We start from the raw sequence: 20296 nt of genomic DNA, 5'->3' as shown, positions 1-20296 counted from the left end.
CATAGCTGTTAAACATTTACAGCCTAAATTCTTAGATATATTAGCAAAATTTTTATAAATCTCTATTAACTGAATCGATGGTGGCAGGGCTTACACAAGTGTAATAGCGATCGCCCCCACTACCCTATCTCTTCTTTACTCCTAAAAAAAACTCGTCTAGTTGAGAGGCGCGATCGCCTCCTCCACTCTTCTGCCTCCTCGCCACCACAAAAACAAGACACAATAGTTAACATACTTGCAATAGAGCATCTAAAATCAAAGATTGCCCCTAAAAGTTCCTTACCATGTCCTCAGATGATATCCGCGCCACGCGGTTAGAGAAAGTCGAACAGCTAAAGCAACTGGGAATGAATCCCTACGCTTACCAGTGGGAATCCAGCCACCATGCGGCTCAATTGCAGGAAAAATACGCAGATTTGCCGAGCGGTGAAGAAGTTGAGGTAGAAGTCGCCATTGCTGGACGCATTATGGCGCGTCGCGTCTTCGGCAAACTCGCCTTCTTTACCTTGCAGGACGAAACTGGCTCGATTCAGCTGTATCTAGAGAAGAAAAGAATCGATGAAGGGATGGCGGATGTCCCGGATGCCTTTAAACACCTAAAGGATCTAACGGATGCTGGGGATATCCTGGGAGCCAAGGGGACAATTAAACGCACGGAAAAGGGTGAGCTATCGGTTTACGTCAAGCAGTACGCAATTCTCACCAAGTCGCTGCTACCTTTACCGGATAAATGGCATGGATTGACGGATGTCGCCAAGCGCTACCGTCAGCGTTATGTGGATTTGATTGTCAATCCGGAAGTGCGGGAAACCTTCCGCCGCCGCGCTCTCATTACCGCCGGAATTCGCCGCTATTTGGATAAACTGGGCTTTATTGAAATTGAAACGCCAGTGTTACAAGGAGAAGCTGGCGGTGCCGATGCTCGTCCCTTCATCACCTATCACAACACGCTGGATATGGAGTTGTATCTGCGGATTGCCACAGAACTCCATCTGAAGCGGCTGATTGTGGGTGGATTTGAGAAGGTGTTTGAATTGGGGCGAATTTTCCGGAATGAGGGGATTTCCACTCGCCACAATCCGGAATTCACCACGATTGAGGTTTATCAAGCCTACGCCGACTATCAGGATATGATGGCGCTGACGGAGGGAATTATTACCACTGTGGCGCAAGAGGTGCTGGGGACGCTGGAAATTACTTATCAAGGCGAGACGATTGACTTAACACCGCCTTGGCGTCGCGTTACCATGCACGACTTAGTCAAGGAGCAAACTGGCTTAGATTTTACCGTCCCAACGCTGGAAGCGGCGAAAGCAGCAGCGAGTCAGGCAGGTATCGGAGGCGCTCAAGAATGCGAATCGATTGGCAAAATTCTTAACGAAGCCTTTGAGCAAAAATGCGAACCGAATCTGATTCAGCCGACGTTTGTGCTGGATTATCCGGTGGAAATTTCGCCCCTGGCTAAGCCGCACCGCTCGAAACCGGGATTGGTAGAGCGATTTGAGCTATTTATTGTCGGACGGGAGACGGCGAATAGTTTCTCAGAATTAACCGATCCTATCGAGCAGCGGCAAAGACTGGAAGCGCAAGCGGCGCGGAAGGCGGCTGGAGATTTAGAAGCGCAAGGCGTTGATGAAGATTTCCTGACGGCGCTGGAGTATGGAATGCCGCCGACGGGTGGTTTAGGGATTGGGATTGACCGCTTAGTGATGCTGCTAACTGATTGTGCCAGCATTCGGGATGCGATCGCGTTCCCCCTCCTCAAACCCGACAAATCCGACGCCACCCCAGAATAAACCTAACCCTGCCCCTTTCCACCTCTCCCTAACCCTCTTCTCTTAGGGGAGGGTTAGGGAGAGGTCAATATAGCTAATTCGACACTTCCGCCATTTCAATCACGCGACCTTCCAAATCTTTTACCAAAAAATTCAATGGTTTGTCGCGGCGAATTTTGTGCTTGACGCCTCGCATTTGCACCCGCATCAGCACCATCTCTAAACAATCGTGGTCAAAACAAACGTGACGTTGCTGGTTTTTATTCCCCAAACTGGCTCCAGAAATGACGTGCAGTTGGGTGTTCTTCTTGAGCTGATACCATAAACCTTCCGAACCATTCAACTTTTGGGTAGCGGTGCTTCCTCCCAACGTGGGTGAGAGATAAAGCGGATCGATGGCGGTAGCTCCCAATGTTTGCTCATAGTTGTAGTAGTAGTGCAGAGGCACTTCTGCAACTGGCAAATCTAGCAAGCCTTCATAGAACTGTCGCGCCGTGTCTAAATCGGACACCATGACGGTATGGACTTTTGGGGCGCTGGTGAGGAACATCCACATGGCACCGGCGTAGGCTGCCAACAGCATCACCATGATGCCTTGAGTGGACAAGAGACCATCTAGAGGTAATTCCGGGAAAAAAGCACCTAAATGAACGAGCTGAGGCAGAAAAGAAATTGTATCAATTGCTGCTAGAACCATGAACCTACAAGGCTTGAAGAACTCTATTGAAAACTAAACTTACGGTTGCACATAACACTTTGACTGTAACCCAGTCAAGAGTGCTATTTAATTCTATCAAGCTTAAACGAGTCTCTAAAATACTCCGCAAGTCTGCCGAAGTTAAATAAAACTGGCGCTGCAAGTTATCTCGCTCGATACTGAGACAAGCGATGGTGGTTATAGCAATTCTATTTGAGTGGTGAGCCAGTGGTTCAGACTCCTGACTTCGTAAGAGTTGTCGGGAGTCTCGCCTTCACGACATGAGAAAGATAATCAGAAGGATGCGATCGCTACTCAATCTATCGCCGCGAAGCGCTCAAAGCAGCTGAAGAAATAAAGTGCGATTGGCACTCTTGTCACCGACTAAAAATACAAGCATCATTTCCATTCGTGAAAACACTAGATATATTAGGGATCGTTCCTGGATAGAATGACTCCAGTAAGTGATTCAAAATCGTGCAAATTCCTCATTTCCCTGAAAGCAATCATCCGATTGTCAAATCGCTGTTTCATTACAGCGATCAGGAATTACTGACTTTGTTTCAGCGCCATCCGGAGCAGGGGCGCTTCTTCGTAGCGCTTTTCAGTCGCTATAGTCCGATAGTTTATACCCTGATTCAGCATTTGGCGCGATCGCCTGTACAAGCAGACTACCTCTTCGCCCTCACCTGGCGGCACATCTACTTCGAGCTAGGCGGACTGGATTTGCGCGATGTTAGCGGGACTGGGATGCTAACTTTCCAGAACTGGCTGATCAACATTACGGCTGTATGTATCAACCAGGCAGAATTGCCACCCGTGGAGTCAATTCATTACAACCTACAAGCGGCTTCCCCGCCCCTGTGGTGTTATGTTGAACAAGCGCTGGAGCGATTCCCGCCGATGTTGCGATTGATGGTGCTGATGGCGCAGACCTTCAACTGGAGTCATACGCGGATTGCGGCTTATCTCCAGGCAGAGGGAGAAACAATTTCTCCGACACAGGTTCAAGTCAAGCTCCAGGAAGGGTATCAACTGTTAGAAGCTTCTTTACCAGAGGATATTCGCACAATTTATCTGGTAGGAGCTAAGCAACAGAGCAAAGGCGAGAAGCAAGAGGCAAGTGGAGCGATTAGCTATGAGTTATGAGGAGCGAGTCTTGTTTTTCGCAGCATTCGCCAAATTAGGCAAAAATCGGGCACAAAAGAACAGTGCTAATAAATTGAGACTTTTTTCTGTTTCTTTGATCTTTTTACTGTTTAGTTTTTACTTGCCGAGTGGTGCCAAAGCCGTTAGTATTGACCAACAACTCAGTATCCCCTTGAACAATGGCACCCAAGGATATGCGAGGGAAGATGCCGACCGACTGCTGCGATTGGGCGCACAGGAGGAACAGAAAGGAAACCTGGCGAAAGCAATTCCCTACTGGATACAAGCACTGGATATTTATCAACAACTGGGCGATAGGCAGGCAATCGGTATTACCTACGATTATCTAGGTCTTACTTACGCCCGGTTGGGACGCTACTTTGAGGCGGAAGATGCCCTGCGACGCCGGTTGGCGGTTGCCCGCGACGAACCAGACTTCCAGGGGCAGATTTATGGCTTAAATAACGTCGGCACCATTCTGCTGCAACGAGGTGCCGTGCAGGCGGCTTCAGCCAGCTTTTCTGAGGCACTGAAAATTGCCCAAAGCATCAACAGCCAAGCTGGGGAAGGACTGTCGCTGAGTAATCTGGGATTGGCGGCGGCGAATAGCGGCGATTATTTCCAAGCGATTAAACGTTACGAAGAAGCCTTGATTTTTCGGCGGCGAGGGAAAGATCCTCTGGGCGAGGCGAATACAGTGAATAATTTGGGAGATGCTTATCGGGCAATCAATCAATATCGGGATGCCCAGACTTCATACCGTGCGGCACTGAGATTGGGACGGCAAACGCGCGATCGCTCAACTCAATACCGAGCGATTGATGGTCTGCTGGTCATCTACAGCAGGCTTAGGCAGTATCAGGAGGCTTTTGAACTGCTCGATCGCCGCTTAACCTTGGCTCAAGAATCGCAAAACTTGCGGCAAGAACTGGAATCGCTCAGGTTATTCGCTCAACTTTATCAGGTGAGCGGCAACCCAGTATCGGCGCGGACTTTTTACCAACGAGCGATCGCTTTGGCGCGTACCCTTGGGGATGAGCAGGAAGAAGCCCTTTTGCTCAACAATTTGGCTCAAATTCGGATTAGATAAAGCGTTATACCAGCGTAGGGAGGCAAAGCTCTACCTCCCTACGATCCTGGTCAGGAAATAGCAATCCTCATTCATTCATAAAATCTTGGATCTCTCTTCTTACTCTTCCTTCGCGCTCTTTGCGTCTTCACGGTTCCTAAAAAAATTTACAACTCAAAGGTTAGTTCAGCAAGACATTACCGTTTTCCTGAATGGTCATGGCATTTTTGTCAACACCGAGATCCGTTGTTTCCTCCAAAACCACCTCTAACATTCCCTGTTCGCCTGATGTTTGAGGAACGACTCTCAGCAGTGCGCCATTCGGACGTTGGAAGGTCAGATTTACAGGGGTTTTCAAGCCTTGTAGCGTAATATTATCTCGACCAGGTAGCCTCCGCTGATTGGTATCGCCCAGCACCTGATAAGTGATGGGATCGCCGGTTTGGTTGATCAGTTTGACATTCACCATCCCGTTCATGGGCATCACCCTGGAAGCGGGAGATTGTAGCTGTTCCGGTGCTGGTGGTTTAATCACAGCACAGGGTTGTGTCGGCGGTGCCATATCAGCGCCCGGTCTTGGCGGCGCTGGGGGTGTCATCTCAGTCTCTGACTGCATTGGCGAGGCAGCTGGACAACCCGCAGGGGGACGAATGCCCGCTTGAATATATCTAGATTCGTAGAAAATGCTAGGACAGGGGTTTAGTGGCGAAACGCGCTGAGCGTTATTCGGCAATTGGTTGACATTGCTGGGATTGGAGTTATTCTGCATCAGGCGATCGCCACTTGCGGGTGGTTGCATCAGGCGATCGCGAGTATCGGATGGTTGCTCGATCTCGCCTGGAGCCGAGTTCATCTGAGCCAGTGCTGGTAAGCCAAAGAGCAGACTTCCACAAATCGCTCCTGCTAACGCCAGTGTTTTTTTGATTGACTGATGTTTTTGAATCATGATTGATTTCTCCTTTAATTCAGTTTATTTAAAAAGTGTTTCAACTGCCCGACTTTAGCAGTTTGGTACTCGTCGGGCAGCAAAAAAAGATTAAGTTTTAGTCGGCAAAAGGCAAAAGTAAAGAATTTGCTCTTTTTATTTTTGCCTTTCTCAAAAAGCTAGGCTTTCTCCCAGAATTCTCTAATTTTGTCGGGTAAGAAGCCAGCAATTTCCTGAACCCGTTCCTCGGACAATTCATCTTTTGTCGCCGCGAACACAGCCTTAATTGCCATTTCTGGTTCTACCCCTTGCGGCAAACCAGCTTCTTGCCGAATCCGGAATAGAAAAGTATCGGACTTAATCACTAGGGGAGGACGAATTCGGCTGAGGAATTGGACAATTGGATTGGTATCCTTCCACAAGTCGGCAATTTCGTTTTGCAGCGCCTTATCTTTTGTAGGTTCCACTGGTTCATGCAGTTCAGAAGTAACCCGATCGGCGGCTTCATTCGTCATCATGTCCCGCATGGTACGGAACACCACCTCACTGATATCTCTAGCATCAAAGATATCTTCCAGTTCGCCCCTGAACATCACTTTCTCTAGGAAGGGCATATCCTTTGTGGCAATGGGAACCACGGGACCTTCTTGAAGGGCTGCTGGCAGGTTTTCCTCCATTTTTTCCAACAGGCGTTGCCCTTTTTCCGTCAGTCTTGCACTTTTAAATTTGATCAGATGAGGTGCTAAACCATCAGAGGGATCGTAGGAATTGGCAATGCGGAAGTCGAACTCTTTCGGATTAACGACATCCGAGGTATCTTCCTGATTGCCGTAAGCATTGCCAGTAAATTCAGCATCGATATACTGCTTTTGATTTAAATAATCTAGGTGCCCCAGCAGGTCGGTTTCTGTGACTTGTCTACCAGCGAAGTCTGCCGCCGTGAAGGCTACTTCATGCTTACCCGGCTCGCTGTCACCTTCGTGGATTTTTTTGAGTAAGATGTAGGCAACATCTTCTCTTAAGGGTATTGTCATCAGAATCTCCTTATATTTTGAATGTCGGATTTAGTAAACGCGGCTTTTCCCTTAAACTTTCCGCCAGATTGCGCTCGGATAAATGATTAGAGCGATTGAAACTCTCTTTGAGTTTCAAAAACCATTTTTGGGTGGAAATTTGGCTAAATCGCCTTAGCCGCTATTCAAGAAATTAGTAGGTCAAGCTTGATCCCTGCATCTGCCAGGGGAAGCATTTCTAAAGTAGAGTCTTTGGAAGGATGATGGAAGAGGGATGAAAGATGAATGGATTCATCCTTCCTAATATTCTTTTGTGGCTGCCGGTAAAGTGACCGTAACCGTTGTACCTTGATGGAGAATGCTTTCAATCTGGATGTGACCTTGGTGAGTCTCAACAATTGCCCGCGCGATCGCTAACCCTAATCCCGATCCCGTTGCCGTAGCATTTCCCGCGATATGAGTTCTGGCGGGATCGACCCGATAGAATCGGTCGAAAATGTGGGGCAGTGCCGACTCTGGAATGCCGATGCCAGTATCGCTGACTCTGACTTGCAGCTGGGGCATCCCGTGGCGTTTCGTGGGGCGATTCATTGCATCGACCCATTGCAATTCCACATCAACTTTACCCCCCGCTGGGGTGTATTGCAGGGCATTACTGACCAGATTTGTGAATAGACGCGCCAGATGATCCCAGTCTCCCTCAACAGCAAAGGCATCCTCTTCAAATTTGGGATTTGGGATTTGGGATGGGATTTCTTCCTCAATCAATCCCAAATCTAAAATCGGCAATCCAAAATCGAGAGATAGCTTGATGCCTTTCTCAGTAGCTACTAGCTGTTGTTCTTCAATCACCTCCATCAACAAGGCATCGAGGTGAACTTGAACCCAAGTGCGTTGTTTCATGCCACTATCCTGCCGCGCCAGAAATAGCAGATCGTCCACCAAACGCCCTAAACGCCTAGTTAACCGTTCTACAACCTTCAGCTGTTGTCGGTAATGGATGGGTGCCTCCCCTGCTGCCTCTACCAGGTCGGGATCGTCCAGCGCCACCTGCACATTCGTTTGAATCATGGCAATCGGGTTCCGGAGTTCGTGGGAGGCGTCAGCGGTGAATTGTTTAAGACGTTGGTAAGACTCTCGCACAGGTTCCATCGCCAACCCAGAAAGCCACCAGCCGCTAGCCGCCACAGAAATTAACATTAACCCGGTGCCAAAAATCAAATCGACCATTAACAAGCGAGTCGGTTTGGCAACCTCAAACCAGGGATGGCTGACGCGCAGATATCCCAGTACTTGACGCCCTATTTGCACTCGTTGTGTCACCTGTCGCAAAAGCAGCTTGGAGTCCTTCGTTGCCTCCCTTGTAGGAGACCAAAATTCCGAGTCTAATATCCCTTGCCACGAAGCCCGAACCACTGGCACGGTTTCACCAGTGCGGTTGAGATGAATGGGAATATCTAGGGGTTCAAAGAGGGTAGACCAGAGTAATTCACCTGTGGCGCTAAACCACTCCAGGTCGATGTGGTCGTCTTCAGCGGCTTCGGCATTATTGCGAAAACTTGCTTCGACGTTGACGGATGAATTGCCATTCGGGGCGGTTTCAATAACGAGCGATCGCTGCACCACTTCCACTACATGATTAAGCGTATCATCTACGCGCTCAATCAGCGTGTTGCGGACATACAAATAAACCCCAGTGGCAAATATCAGCAGCAGTACCGCTGTGACAGCCGTGTACCAAATAGCCAGACGCCGACGAGTGGCTTGAAACATAAATCAACTCAATTATAATCTCTAATTTTTTAACGCAGAGTTAAACGCTCTCGGTACGCAAAGTTGTGTTAATTTCTTTGCGTACCTCTGCGGTTCCCTTGGCGTACCTTTGCCTTAAAAATCTTCTCTATAATCTTTAAGCAGCACTGGGTTGCCCAAATTGAGTCAAGAAGCGGAATGCCTTGATAATGGAACTTGCACAATCTCTGGGGGAAGTGCCGTAAAAGGCACGCCATGCGGCGGCTTTATACTCGTCATAGCGGTCTGCTCGTTCTGGAAATTTTTCCAGCCAAGCCAACCGCACGGCATGACCAATTAGCACATCTAGGACAATATATTCTTCTACTTGTAACTCTGGATTCGCTTGAGCGATCGCTGCCAATTCCATCAACGCCTCGATATTTACCTTTCGGTATTCCGGTGCCTGGATCTTATTGAGCAAATGCTCGATTCGCAGGGCAAAATTCTTTTCCCCTGGCGTCATTTCTGACAAAATTAAATGGCTATCCAAACGATTGCGCCGCTCTAGCTTATCCCCAATTACCAAACCTTTGCAGTGTTTCAGCAGTCTCCAGACGCTGGGATAAAAGTCTTTCGGTACTCGATTGAGTGCCCCATCCAGTTGTCGCTGTCGCAACCAACCCCCAGCAGTGGGTGCCTCTGTCTCATCTGGTTCCACCGGAACCACCCACTCAATCTCCTGTTCCTGCTGTTTAACGTGTAAGGATTCTTGCTGGCGCAACACTTGATTCATCCCCTCATACCCAGCTAATACTTGGCGCAGCCGCATTCTCACTTCAAACGGGCTTAACTGCATCAAGTGTTCATAAGCTTCATCCTGAGTCAGTCGCAATTCGTGCGCCAATTCGCTAGTCAACAGCAGGATCAAATATCCTACCCGCAGCGTCAGCAAACCGTCAAATAGCTGAGGTTCCCCCTTGATCAGCAGACCGAGATAAATTAGGATTTCTTGAGCTAAGACGCGATCGCGTATATCCTCCCCGCAGAACTCGCGGATCTTGTCCATAATTTCTGTATAAGACATCGGGCGCGTCATCAGCGACGCCTCAGTATACGCCTTGCCCACCGTAATCTGCTTGCCCCGCACTAGGATATCCGTCACTGCATCCGATAAGCCAATATCAACCTTATTCAGTAACCCAGCGGCATGACGCACTACAGTCCAATGGGGGGAAGCTCCGCTGGTGCCTGCCTTGGTGTAAACTTCATCCAGCAATTGGGCTACCGTCACCCGTTGACCTGGTCCTCCAAAGCCGGTATCAAAATCCAATCCCTGCAACCGCACCAAGGTATGCAACAACTCAATTTGCTCGTAAATGTTTTCCGACTCCCGCAGACTGGAGAGTAATAATCCCAAGTTGGTTTCGCACTCCAGCATAAATTCTTGAGTATTACCCAGCGGCCTATTTTTATCGGGATGGCTGGTCAGATAGTACCGTCGTGTCGCGGCATCTTGAACCGGCGACTGGGTAAACTCAAAGTCGTGTAGAAAATCAATTCGTTCGGTCCCAGATGTCAGCATCAGCTGATTTAGCCGCCCCAATTTCACCCGGACCCCATTGCATAAACCATCTTTTAGCTCCTGCATCAGTTCCAGAAGCGCCTCTGAGCCGGTTTCCAGCATCGCCTGGGTCAGCAACAACGTCATGGTAGGACGCCCTAGCTCAAACCAATTGCGCTGAATATAAGCAAGTTCGCTCTGAATTTCAGCGACTAAGAAATGGTAGTCAAGCGTCAGGTAAAACTGCTGTTGATCCAAAAATGACGGTAAGAAGACAATCGTCTCGCTCCGGATGCGAAAAATCCTTGATGTCGTTAAAGTCCGCAACCGGCGCACGGGTCTGCCAGTGAGTCCCAGCTTATCGTTCCGTCCAATTTGGGTATAAATTGCTGACAGTTCTGTTGCTTGACGCACCTGAATCGGCTCCAGTTGTTGCGGCGTCTGCGTTGCAATGCCGTGGACTGCTAATTCAGCTTGCAACTTTTCATCTTCTGCCAGCAGCGCAATTTGTACCATCGGGTTTCCTTCCCGACCTACACTGAGGTGCCGTCCCAGGGGGTCAATATCCCCCACCGCGATTAACTTTTCACTCAGCATTTGTCCTAGCAGGTACAAGCTTTGCGCCCACACCAGGGGGATGTTTTCATTAGGTAGGCGCTGCTGGGTATGGGGGTTCAGCCTCTCCGCCTCAATCGTTTCCGCCGGGACATAATAAAGCTCCGGTAGCAGCCGCAAACCGTCCTGCTCAATCAGCAGAAACTCCAGACACTCTTGGTAGTCCTTAACTTGTTCGGTGTCTCCCCGAAACAAACCATCCAGCACCAGGTAGGTGAAAAATAAAGGCCATTCGCACTCAATATGCTCAAATTGTTGCAATTCCCAAGGTTCGTAGTGCAAGCGGCTGGTATCTTCCAAAACAGTTTGGTGTCCATCTCGCAAAAAGCGTTTGCAGCCGTAGCGTCCCTCTAGCTTGTCAACGATTTTCTGTCGGGTGCGTTCCATCAGCTCCATATTTTCCACCGCAAAGGCTGGGAAACTAATCACGCTCAAGCTAGCCGCATCCACTTCTTTGGAGCTGGATTCCCTTGGCAGCAGGGATTTCAGGGTCATGCGGGCGCGAGCAATTTCATCCGGCAGCACATGAATTACAGAAGCCTGAGAACCGCGCACTCCGAATAAATCTAGTCCGCTAATTGCTTCCAAAGCGGCTTTTGCCATCCCGACCGAACTGGCATTTAGCTCTGGATTCCCCCGATTTATCTTATTTCCCCGCTCCCAAATCCCATAATCGGGGGTTCGGTAAGTTCTGCCAATGTAATACACCAGATTTTGGACAAAGTTCACTTCGTCAATGGCGTAGATGATGTGCAACCCCGATGCCGTCATCTGAGCCAGCATCAGCAGAAACAGCGAGGTGGCATCTAATTGCAAGTGTCCCCAAGCGTCATCGCCGACTACGACATCACCGCTGCTGGTGTTGTACTTGGCGTGCAAGCAGTCTAGGAGGGATTGGCTTTGCTTGAATCGCTCGACTTTGTGGCTTTGCCGCATCATACAGAACAACAGCCCCCGCATTAGCTTGACGACGCTTTGTTCTAGCTCGTAGGTGCGCCCCTTGTCTTCATCGACTTTGCGGTAAGCCAGTGCCAGTCCCCAAACGGCGAGAATGCTATAAACGTTGTCGCGTACCCAGGCATCGGTGTAGTCGCCGTGGGCGTTAATTGCGGTACTGGCGGGCAACAGACCCGTAATCGGATTCTGACGGTTGAGAATGACAGCCTTGATCTGGTGGTAGTAATCGTCTAGGCGGCTTAGCTGTTGTGAGGCGTTTAGCAACATATCATTCTCCGGCAGTATGGGGAATCCAGCTTTGGTGCCTTATATTGTCGCACCAAAGCCAAATTTAATCTGCTTAAAGGCAGAAAAGATTGCAAGGTTGTTAAATATTAGAAATATTTATTAATTTGACAGTAATTAAAATTTATTTGACACAGTAAAGACTATGTAAGCCGCAGAAGCAACGCTTTGAAAAATTAGTTGATCTTGATAGATTGCTGGTTGTTTATTTAACATAATTCAGCTTTTTTAATAGCAAACTATGCTTTTTAATGTTAGCAGATTTGTTGTTAGTAATAAAACCGTAAATTAATGGCGATCGCGCCTTAACCAAATTCAAAACAAACAGATTCAAAACTTTGCCATAAGCTTTTAACATAAATATATAAAATAGACATTTGCTCATTAAAACAATTCATTAAATCACATTTATTCTCTAACATAAAGCTAAAAATTTTCTCTGTAAATCAACTCCTTCTGGGAACTGGCTACCTAAGCATATACATAGAATGAGAACAGTAATAAAATGAGATGCTGGGAGTGAAACAACTTGAGTATTTCGTGACTCTGTACTGTGAAAAAATACGCCTCAAGTTTACACCTAGTTCACAAATTACCGCTTATAAATTTAGTAGATTCCAGGGTTTACCAAAGTCAATGACTGGTATAAAGTTCTATTTCTTAAGCAAGTTTTATAGCAAATTTGGCTCGTGACATCGCGCCCTTATGTTTTCATGGAGGTGAGCTTCTTAACTGCGACGGAAGATATAAAAATTGAGAGGATAGACAACATGACATCTGGAGAATCTTTGGACGATGGCGTTGAAGCGAATGGCATACGCTTTAAAACTCTGGTATCGGAACAGGTGTTGACCATCCCGAATAGGAATGGTGTCAAAACTCGCGTACAGTTTGGGATTCGCGTTACCAACTTTTCGCCAAATCCCTATCGCTTCATATTCTTTTACTTGCTCCCAGAACTCTTGGCGCCGGATGGGCAAGCAATACATCGGTGCTATGGCGTAAATGGAATCAAAATACCTCAAGAATCTGATTTTATGTTAGCTATGCCTGGAGAGAATTTGACCTTCTTTCTTGATGCCCAGCTTTCCTGGTGGAATCACAAGCTTCGACTCGGAGGATATGCCAGAAATGGTGGCGTTTGGCATTTTGACGCGCTTAATCCAGGTATATATCGGGTTCGGTTCGCATATCGAAACCAAGACGCAGTGAGACAAATCTATGGTGGAGGAAGTATAGAAGGACTCTGGATAGGTGTGGTGTCTACGCCTTTTGTGGAGTTCCGTTTGGTTCAGCCCTGAACTGGAGGTGTCATCACGATTACCACTTATATCCGATTTCACGCAAAGACTGTTATCTATTTGTCACCTAATGCGTAAAGGAGCTACGAAAAATGGCATCACGACAATATCCCTTAGCTTTCTGGGCGACAACCTTGCTAGTAGCGCTCACAAGTCAGTCTAGCGTCGCGTTTACTATTAATTTCCCTCCCCCAGATTCATACAATCCCTTTGTTCACTACGACGAAGAAGGTTATGAGGGCGATGCGTATCTGGTGGGTCCAGAAAGTATCGAAAGAGGTGGGACGGATGAGCTTATGCGATTGCTAGATGATTTTTCTAGGAGAAGGGGGGGTCGCTGGGAATTTGAGCGTGCGGAGGATGACTTAAAGGGTCGTTTTGATCTCCAATCTTATTACGCCTGCGGTCCTGGAATTGAGTGTGGGAAGGAGATAAACGACCCCTATATAGATGGAGTTGGAGCTTTTCTTGACTTACGGTACTATCCAGTTCTAGGTACCGCCGACCCCATACCCGACCCCACACGCCTAACCGATAAAGTCCAATGGATTCAGCGCGTGAAGAGTAACCATAGCCTCGACCCCGACGAACATGGTCGCATTGAAGATGTCCTCGACATTGATTCTAGGCAAAGCACCCCATACTATACTACAGCGGGAAACAGATTATCCATCGGCATACCACCCATCCCATACAGATTTTTCGTAGACAGATCGTACAGAAATGATCCCAAGAACAATCATACCTGGAATGCTTTCCTCTACCTGGTTGAAGAAACCACAGTTCCGGGAAGCCAGAAAAGGACAGTCAAGATTTACAACGGGATCAAATGGGGTTGGAGAAACGTAACTTGTAGTAAAAAATTCTATAAAAGTTTTTCTGACAGCCTAGGTGCTGGTGAACAAGACAATTTCCACCTGGATAAACTGACTCCAGGGGCAAACTTTCTTGCCTGGATTAATAACGACCTTCCCTCAAATAGCTGCAACCCAAACACCTACTTAAGCGCCTATAGCGATGATGGTTCTTTCTACTCATCTGACAACGACAGTAGTTTCTTAGGAGATGGCTTCGCTTCGGCACTGACGGGTACTATAATAGCCAGTGATGGCACCCTCAACCTGAGTGTCGGTGCTGTAGGAGGTCGTGGGGAAGACAGGGGCAACTATGAGCTTTATGTCGATGTGTCCGACAATCCTTCTCCTCCCCAACCGCCAGTTAGCGTTGGAGGTAGCGGTGGAGGTGGTTTTGGTAACGAGGGTCGGACACAGCAAAATCCAATACTTCCCAAGGCAGTTGAACAAGGCTGGCAAGTCTTCCGGAATGTTCCAAGCTGCCGCTGGTACGATCCGCCAACGAGTTATGGTTTTGAGTTCCAGTCACTGGAAGACACGCTATTCACTGAGATTCTTGATTTTCCCGTTGGTGACGATAATCTCTTTACCGTCTTAATAGGAGACACCATTCTGGGTGAGTTTGGTCCCGGACAAAGCGTAGACTTTGTTTCTTTATTTGGTTCAGGAGTGTCAAACTTTAAAATTACTGGTATCGATTCATTATTTGGCGACACAGAGGAAACGGCTTTTCCGATTCAACTAGCATTCAACAACCGAGTCGGAAGTTTCAAAATGCGCCCGTTGTCTGAAACCCCCAATCCTCAGTCGGTTCCTGAATCCAGTTCTTTTATTGGTTTTCTAGCTCTTGGTGCTTGGAGTGCTTGGAGTGTAAGTTCACTAAACAAGCGCAAGTAGGGGACACGTCCTGTGAAGTACCTTTATACCCTGCTGTTTTCCCTCAGCATCATTCTGATTAATCCTTGGGGATTAAGCCGAGGCGAAATCTGGACGCAGCCAAAAGTTTTCGTTGTCCTGCTAATCACTCTATTAAACCTCTTTTTCTTGTGGAAAGATCGGTTTGTGACAATACCGCGTAGCTGGTTTATTAGCAGATTGCTGTGGGAACTGTTTCTCGGAATTGGGCTACTTTCAACTATACAAAGTCCGTTCCCGCTTCGGTCTTTATTCGGTCAAGAGCAGATAGGCGATGGTTGGCTGTATTGGCTGATAATTGCAGTCTTCACCCTGAGTAATACTCTGCTTTTAAGACTGTACCCAGAACTACTGCGATCGCAACTTAATGGTTTGCTGATTGGTGGTGTAATTGTCGCTATAAGTATCTTCCCTCAAGCCATTGACTGGCGCATTGACTACACCGCTACAATGGGTCAACTGCTCCAAGAAAATGTCTTGGTTAGTACCATTTTCGTTCAGCAACAGCCGATTGGCTTGTACTCCCATCGCGGTCATGCGGCTTTTGTGTTAGCAGCTACGGGAGTTCTTTCGCTTGTGGGTTGGCGGTGGAATTGGCTATCTCTTCAAGTGATGCAAGCTGTTGTGATTCCAATTGTGGCGGCGCTGCTGCTGACTCAAACCAGAATGGGAATTGTGGCGATGCTTGTAGGAACTGCTTACCTGTTAGGACGAAAATACTACAAGCTGTTAGTCGTTGCGGCGCTGGTGTGTCTGCTTGTGGTTGGTATCGCCACTAGCACTCGACGACTCAATAATTTACCTCTAATCAAACAAATTACTTCAGACCGAGTTTGGCTGTGGGAGTTAGCAAGCCGTGGAATCAGGGAACGTCCTCTACTAGGATGGGGTATGCATGGTTTCGGGACAGCCTACCCTTATGTCATGAACCCGAATTGGACACCGAAAGTTGTGCGCTTGGGAAACTTCAGTTTCGACTACTTTAGCAGGGACGGGCAGTTGCAAACGCGATCGCTATCCACCAGTAAGGCGCACAATCTGATTCTGGACACAACTTTATCCGTAGGCTTTCTGGGGATGCTGTCTTACTTGACGCTGTTGGGATTTTGTCTATGTCGTGTCATCCAGTCGCCTTACCGTGGTATTGAGGCAGTAGCATTAGCCTATCTGATATTTACCCTCACCTGGTTCGAGTGCGCCCAGTTCACACATTTACCTTGGTGGGCACTTAGTCTTACCGATATCACCAGTCAAAAAAGAAGCCCGATCTCGCTTTAATAGCAAGTAGGGGCGGGGAAACCCTGCCCCTATAGAGATGAAAGCGATCGCGTTAGCGAATGTACTCTTTGAGGATGCTGTTGCGATTGGGATGGCGCAACTTGCGGAGAGCTTTTGCTTCAATTTGACGAATCCGTTCGCGGGTGACGTTGAAGATTTGACCGATTTCTTCAAGAGTTTTCATGCGTCCATCATCTAAGCCGTAGCGCAGACGCAGTACGTCGCGTTCGCGGGGGCTGAGGGTGTCGAGGACGCTTTCTAGGTCTTCGCGGAGGAGATTTTTGGAAACTTGGTCTTCGGGGGTTTCACCGTCAGCTTCGATGAAGTCTCCCAGGCGGGAGTCTTCTTCTTTACCGATGGGAGTTTCTAGAGAAATGGGTAACTGAGCTGATTTGGCGATGAATCGCAGTTTCTCGATGGTCATTTCCATGCGAGTAGCGATTTCTTCTTCAGTGGGTTTGCGACCCATTTCTTGGGAGAGAAGCTTGGTAGTTTTCTTGATCCGAGAGATGGTTTCGTAGAGGTGAACGGGCAGTCGAATGGTGCGAGATTGATCCGCGATCGCTCTCGTTATTGCCTGCCGAATCCACCACGTCGCATAGGTGGAGAACTTGTAACCTTTTTCGTGGTCAAATTTTTCAGCGGCTCGAATCAAGCCTAGACTGCCTTCCTGAATCAAGTCTTGGAAGGATAAGCCACGGTTCATATATTTTTTGGCAATCGAAACCACCAAACGCAGGTTTGACTGCACCATTTTGTCCTTAGCGCGACGACCTACATAGAGGCGATGTCGGAACGCTGGCAGGCGCTTGTTCACCTCTTTAGACCACTCTTCTTGTTGCGGTTCTCGCCCCAGCTGAGTAGCGAGTTGTTCCCAAACTCGCTCAGATTTTAGCACTCCCTCAGCCCACTCTATATCCTGCGGTTCCCGCTCCAGATTTTCGATCAGTTGCTCGCGCAAACGCTCTAATTCTAGTAAGTCCGCTATTTTGCGTGCGAGTTCAATTTCTTCGTCGGCTCGTAAGAGACGAATCCTACCAATTTCTTGTAAATAGAGACGAATCGAATCCTCAGTGTAGTGTTTCTTTTTCGTTTGCACCCGACGACGGGATCTACTGACCTTACCAGGCTTACTGTCGTCTTCTTCGGGTGTTACGTCTACAAAGTCGTCTTGATCCGCGTCTTCATCAATTAAGAGATCCAACTCGCTCTCAGGCGGAGTGATGATTTCGAGTACGTCGTTGGCCTGGGTCATGCCGAATTCCTCATGCTCCTTCAGTTAAAGACCAGAAGATGGTGTTAGTTAATCTACAAAACAAGTTAGCCAGTCGTTTACCTTACCAGCTTTCAACGCTTGCTGACTGGCTAAATGAGAGAAAGGGAGAAGGCGCTCGCCTTGCAGGCCAGCGTTCGATAACCGCGTTGAAATAGGTGTTAATGCTGGTAGTGTTCAAAACCTTTCCGATTGTAGCCTTTCTCACAAAACTTGCACGCTTTTGGTTTATTTAAACCTTCAAATATGAAGTTAATGTCAAGGCGGCTTTTCCAAATGGATAATCCGAGTGGAATTGATACACCCATTCCGATCCCATCTCCTTCAACTAGCTTGTACAGGATTTACCAGCAACATTCCCTGGTTGATTTGGTGATGCCTCCAGCCAGTTGATCGCTATCTTTCTATAAATAGCCTATAGTTAAGCGTCAAAGGTTTCGGGAGAGTAGCACTAAGCAGTAATGAACGTTTAGGCAAAACTAGAGAAAATGTTGCTTTGTCTCGCATTTTGCTTAAATGCAACTCTATCCTACTGACGCTTTATGGGCGATGGGTTGCGACAAATGGCTGAATTCTATTCCGTCATTCTAATCAACAAGAGCCAAAATGTGACAGAGAAAACATCAATATATTTCGCATTTAGGTTAAGGAGGTCAACTGAGTTTGCTGCCACAGCGCATCGATGGTAACAAATTGATATCCTTGTTGCAATAGTTGAGGCACTAGCTGGGCGGTCGTTTCAGCCACATCTTGACCTCCATAATAGCCATCATGCAAAACAATGACCGAACCATTTTGGACTTGCCGCAAAACTCGCTGTACGACGACGCTAACCCCAGGCTGCACCCAGTCTTCCGGCACCACGCTCCACATGACAGGTCGATAGTTCCACTGCTGCAATAAATCTAAGGTCTGGGGTGTAAACAAACCATTGGGGGGTCGAACGTCACGAATGTATTGTGGATCGAGTTGACAGGCTTGTTGGATCGCCTGCTGCGTCTGTTTTATACTTTGCTTGAGGTCAGATGGACTCAGCTTGGGAAAAGCGCGATGATCGTACCCATGCAGTCCAATCCAGTGACCCCGCTGGTAGACTTCTTTGGCAGTTGCTGGTGAGCGGTTAACGCAAACACCCAGCCAAAAAAAACTGGCGGTTATGCCGTATTGGTCTAGCACTTTCAATAGTTCGGGAGTGTAGTGGGGATGGGGGCCATCATCAAACGTGAGAGCGATCGCTCGTGAATTTCCAGTACCCGACCACAGACAACGGGGAAAGGCAGGCTGAAGAATTCGGTACACAATAGGAAATAGCGGAGCCAGATGCATTTGCTCTTTGATGTCGTTTTTCTAATTGGTGTCAGCAGACGGTGAGTCTCAAAGGTCAATTTAAACAACAAAGCCCATTTTTTGCCATACTGGCGGGAGCTTCTCTCTTATTTGCTCTCTCTGGGTGCAGCACCGTAACCACTAACCAGTATGAAGCAACCGCCCGGACAACTTTAACTTGGAAGGTCGGCTACTCGACCAATCCCAGCCGCAATCAAGAGCGAATCGAAACTTTTGCCTCTACTTCCTTACTCAACCGCAATGGGGAGAAGCCAGAAGGCGCGGTAATTGGCCCAGACGAACGGGAACTCTGGTGGTCTGCACTGCCGCCGCGCCCCACGCTTGATGAAATTGAACAGCGGCTGCAACCTGCCGAAAAGGCAAGCCAGCCAGAGATTTTGCGAGATGTGAATTACCAGATTACTTATCGCAACAACGGGCAGAGTGTTACCTTGCCGACGAATTACGATGTCTATCGAGAGGTTGTCAAGGCATATCCTTCCCAAACGCCTTTAGAGCTAACGCTGGGAGTCAACGATGCCTCTGTGGAGAAAGCGGAACCCCAGTTTAAGAATTAAAAAGCAAAAATTAAGATTGGGCGATCGCTCCTCTGCTCCTCTACCCCTCTGCTTAATTCTTCCTGCGGACTTTAGCCGCAGACCGTTTCAAAACAACTGGCGTCTTTAACGGTTGGCTGCCCTTAATTAACTGCTGGTTACTCTCCAATGCTTGCAGACCATCAAGAACCGCATCTCGGATTGCCGCTTCCGGTTCTTGATTCAGCATCAGCCGAAAGTATTCAGCAACGCTACGCCGATGCTCCCGCTCTAACCTAGCGTCTGTGACTAAGGCACAAAGTTGCCGAACCGCAATCAGACGCTTCAGGGGGTCTACCTGCGTTAGTTCCGTTAACCAATGGTTCAGGTTGGCTTCATCTCGATTCAGTTGACGGCTAATAATTTGCCAGACCAAGAGAATCAGGGTTGCCAGAGTGCCCAGACCTTGAAGAATTGCACCAGCGGCAATCCAAGGACTGTCGGAGTCTACCCAGATAGAAACCGCCATATAAGTGCTGAAGCTGGCAATGCCGCCACTGCCAACGGCAAGAGTTAATTGCCGGTTGGATCCACTAAAAAACCGTTGCAGACTCGACCAGTGTACTTGCCAGTCCCACTCCTGCATCAGGTAAACCAGCAACATTACCAACACACCAGTGCCGGTAGCGAGTAGAAGCTTCCAGTTCCAGAACAGCATCACCACCACAACGGCGATGGCTAGCGCCCACCGCTTCGCTACCGCTACCAGCCACCTGCCCGATCCCTGAACCGGGTGCCGGGGAAACAGCTTGAGGGCTGCCATTTTTAATTGTTTCTGCGACAGAGCTAATTGGATCTGGTTAACGAGTTGCTGTCGCCAAGACGACGCCTGTGCCACGAAAGTTTCCTGCTTAAGTCAGATAGATTATACCTAACGAGTTAACTATCTTAATAACTTTTAGTCATTAGTCCGTAGTCATTAGTCCTTAGTTTTAGCTAGTTGACCAATGACTACTGAACCAATGACCAATGA

General features: G+C 48.1%; 15 protein-coding genes. 7 read left to right on the top strand and 8 right to left on the bottom strand.

What is annotated here, in order from left to right:
* Nucleotides 1-284 precede the first annotated feature (284 nt).
* The gene (gene lysS / locus ACFW2W_RS22015; protein ID WP_378183298.1) at nt 285-1796 is read left to right on the top strand and encodes a lysine--tRNA ligase; all 1512 of its coding nucleotides are present in this window, start codon (nt 285-287) and stop codon (nt 1794-1796) included.
* Nucleotides 1797-1869: 73 nt separating this feature from the next.
* Here lysS and ACFW2W_RS22010 read toward each other — a convergent pair whose 3' ends face one another.
* Nucleotides 1870-2472, bottom strand: a complete 603-nt coding sequence (locus tag ACFW2W_RS22010; RefSeq protein WP_378183295.1) for a glyoxalase-like domain protein — start codon at nt 2470-2472, stop codon at nt 1870-1872.
* A 477-nt stretch (nt 2473-2949) separates the two neighbouring features.
* On the opposite strand from ACFW2W_RS22010, the gene ACFW2W_RS22005 reads away from it, so the two are divergent.
* Nucleotides 2950-3621 carry an RNA polymerase sigma factor gene (locus ACFW2W_RS22005; RefSeq protein ID WP_378183292.1) on the top strand — a complete coding sequence of 224 codons (672 nt, stop codon included), beginning with the start codon at nt 2950-2952 and terminating at the stop codon, nt 3619-3621.
* The gene (locus ACFW2W_RS22000) at nt 3611-4711 is read left to right on the top strand and encodes a tetratricopeptide repeat protein (protein WP_378183289.1); all 1101 of its coding nucleotides are present in this window, start codon (nt 3611-3613) and stop codon (nt 4709-4711) included. Before ACFW2W_RS22005 ends, ACFW2W_RS22000 begins: the two co-directional genes overlap by 11 nt.
* Before the next feature lie 160 nt (nt 4712-4871).
* Here ACFW2W_RS22000 and ACFW2W_RS21995 read toward each other — a convergent pair whose 3' ends face one another.
* The 4 genes from ACFW2W_RS21995 to ACFW2W_RS21980 form a co-directional block, all read right to left on the bottom strand.
* Nucleotides 4872-5636, bottom strand: a complete 765-nt coding sequence (locus ACFW2W_RS21995; protein WP_378183286.1) for a hypothetical protein — start codon at nt 5634-5636, stop codon at nt 4872-4874.
* Nucleotides 5637-5794: 158 nt separating this feature from the next.
* A complete protein-coding gene (locus ACFW2W_RS21990; RefSeq protein WP_378183283.1) occupies nt 5795-6649 on the bottom strand; it encodes a DUF2267 domain-containing protein in 855 nt (284 codons plus the stop codon).
* Nucleotides 6650-6928: 279 nt separating this feature from the next.
* Nucleotides 6929-8401, bottom strand: a complete 1473-nt coding sequence (locus tag ACFW2W_RS21985) for a sensor histidine kinase (protein WP_378183280.1) — start codon at nt 8399-8401, stop codon at nt 6929-6931.
* 136 nt (nt 8402-8537) lie between these two features.
* Nucleotides 8538-11762 (bottom strand): glycoside hydrolase family 15 protein, encoded by a 3225-nt coding sequence (locus ACFW2W_RS21980; protein ID WP_378183277.1) that lies wholly within the window; start codon nt 11760-11762, stop codon nt 8538-8540.
* Between the two features lie 707 nt (nt 11763-12469).
* Here ACFW2W_RS21980 and ACFW2W_RS21975 point away from each other — a divergent pair.
* The 3 genes from ACFW2W_RS21975 (at nt 12470) to ACFW2W_RS21965 (ending at nt 16128) form a co-directional block, all read left to right on the top strand.
* Nucleotides 12470-13081: a hypothetical protein gene (locus tag ACFW2W_RS21975; RefSeq protein WP_378183274.1), complete on the top strand. Its 612-nt coding sequence runs from the start codon at nt 12470-12472 to the stop codon at nt 13079-13081.
* A 92-nt stretch (nt 13082-13173) separates the two neighbouring features.
* The gene (locus ACFW2W_RS21970; protein ID WP_378183272.1) at nt 13174-14832 is read left to right on the top strand and encodes a hypothetical protein; all 1659 of its coding nucleotides are present in this window, start codon (nt 13174-13176) and stop codon (nt 14830-14832) included.
* Between the two features lie 12 nt (nt 14833-14844).
* Nucleotides 14845-16128, top strand: coding sequence for an O-antigen ligase family protein (locus ACFW2W_RS21965; protein ID WP_378183269.1), 1284 nt, complete (start codon nt 14845-14847; stop codon nt 16126-16128).
* A 52-nt stretch (nt 16129-16180) separates the two neighbouring features.
* Here the strand turns inward: ACFW2W_RS21965 and rpoD are convergent, their stop codons facing one another.
* A complete protein-coding gene (gene rpoD, locus ACFW2W_RS21960; RefSeq protein WP_378183266.1) occupies nt 16181-17383 on the bottom strand; it encodes an RNA polymerase sigma factor RpoD in 1203 nt (400 codons plus the stop codon).
* A gap of 657 nt (nt 17384-18040) precedes the next feature.
* Nucleotides 18041-18727, bottom strand: a complete 687-nt coding sequence (locus ACFW2W_RS21955) for a polysaccharide deacetylase family protein (protein WP_378183263.1) — start codon at nt 18725-18727, stop codon at nt 18041-18043.
* 41 nt (nt 18728-18768) lie between these two features.
* Here ACFW2W_RS21955 and ACFW2W_RS21950 point away from each other — a divergent pair, with 41 nt between their 5' ends.
* Nucleotides 18769-19305, top strand: coding sequence for a hypothetical protein (locus tag ACFW2W_RS21950; protein WP_378183260.1), 537 nt, complete (start codon nt 18769-18771; stop codon nt 19303-19305).
* Nucleotides 19306-19357: 52 nt separating this feature from the next.
* Here the strand turns inward: ACFW2W_RS21950 and ACFW2W_RS21945 are convergent, their stop codons facing one another.
* A complete protein-coding gene (locus ACFW2W_RS21945) occupies nt 19358-20161 on the bottom strand; it encodes a hypothetical protein (RefSeq protein WP_378183257.1) in 804 nt (267 codons plus the stop codon).
* Nucleotides 20162-20296: the final 135 nt, after the last annotated feature.

The organism is Coleofasciculus sp. H7-2 (assembly GCF_042747725.1).
Lineage (GTDB): Bacteria > Cyanobacteriota > Cyanobacteriia > Cyanobacteriales > FACHB-T130 > FACHB-T130.
The sequence above is the reverse complement of the archived record's forward strand: the minus strand, read 5'-3'. Positions and strand labels throughout refer to the sequence as shown.

Coding starts and splice junctions, on each gene's coding strand:
- lysS (WP_378183298.1), top strand. CDS start 285: ATGTCCTCAGATGATATCCGCGCCACGCGGTTAGAGAAAGTCGAACAG.
- ACFW2W_RS22010 (WP_378183295.1), bottom strand. CDS start 2,472: ATGGTTCTAGCAGCAATTGATACAATTTCTTTTCTGCCTCAGCTCGTT.
- ACFW2W_RS22000 (WP_378183289.1), top strand. CDS start 3,611: ATGAGTTATGAGGAGCGAGTCTTGTTTTTCGCAGCATTCGCCAAATTA.
- ACFW2W_RS21995 (WP_378183286.1), bottom strand. CDS start 5,636: ATGATTCAAAAACATCAGTCAATCAAAAAAACACTGGCGTTAGCAGGA.
- ACFW2W_RS21990 (WP_378183283.1), bottom strand. CDS start 6,649: ATGACAATACCCTTAAGAGAAGATGTTGCCTACATCTTACTCAAAAAA.
- ACFW2W_RS21985 (WP_378183280.1), bottom strand. CDS start 8,401: ATGTTTCAAGCCACTCGTCGGCGTCTGGCTATTTGGTACACGGCTGTC.
- ACFW2W_RS21980 (WP_378183277.1), bottom strand. CDS start 11,762: ATGTTGCTAAACGCCTCACAACAGCTAAGCCGCCTAGACGATTACTAC.
- ACFW2W_RS21970 (WP_378183272.1), top strand. CDS start 13,174: ATGGCATCACGACAATATCCCTTAGCTTTCTGGGCGACAACCTTGCTA.
- rpoD (WP_378183266.1), bottom strand. CDS start 17,383: ATGACCCAGGCCAACGACGTACTCGAAATCATCACTCCGCCTGAGAGC.
- ACFW2W_RS21955 (WP_378183263.1), bottom strand. CDS start 18,727: ATGCATCTGGCTCCGCTATTTCCTATTGTGTACCGAATTCTTCAGCCT.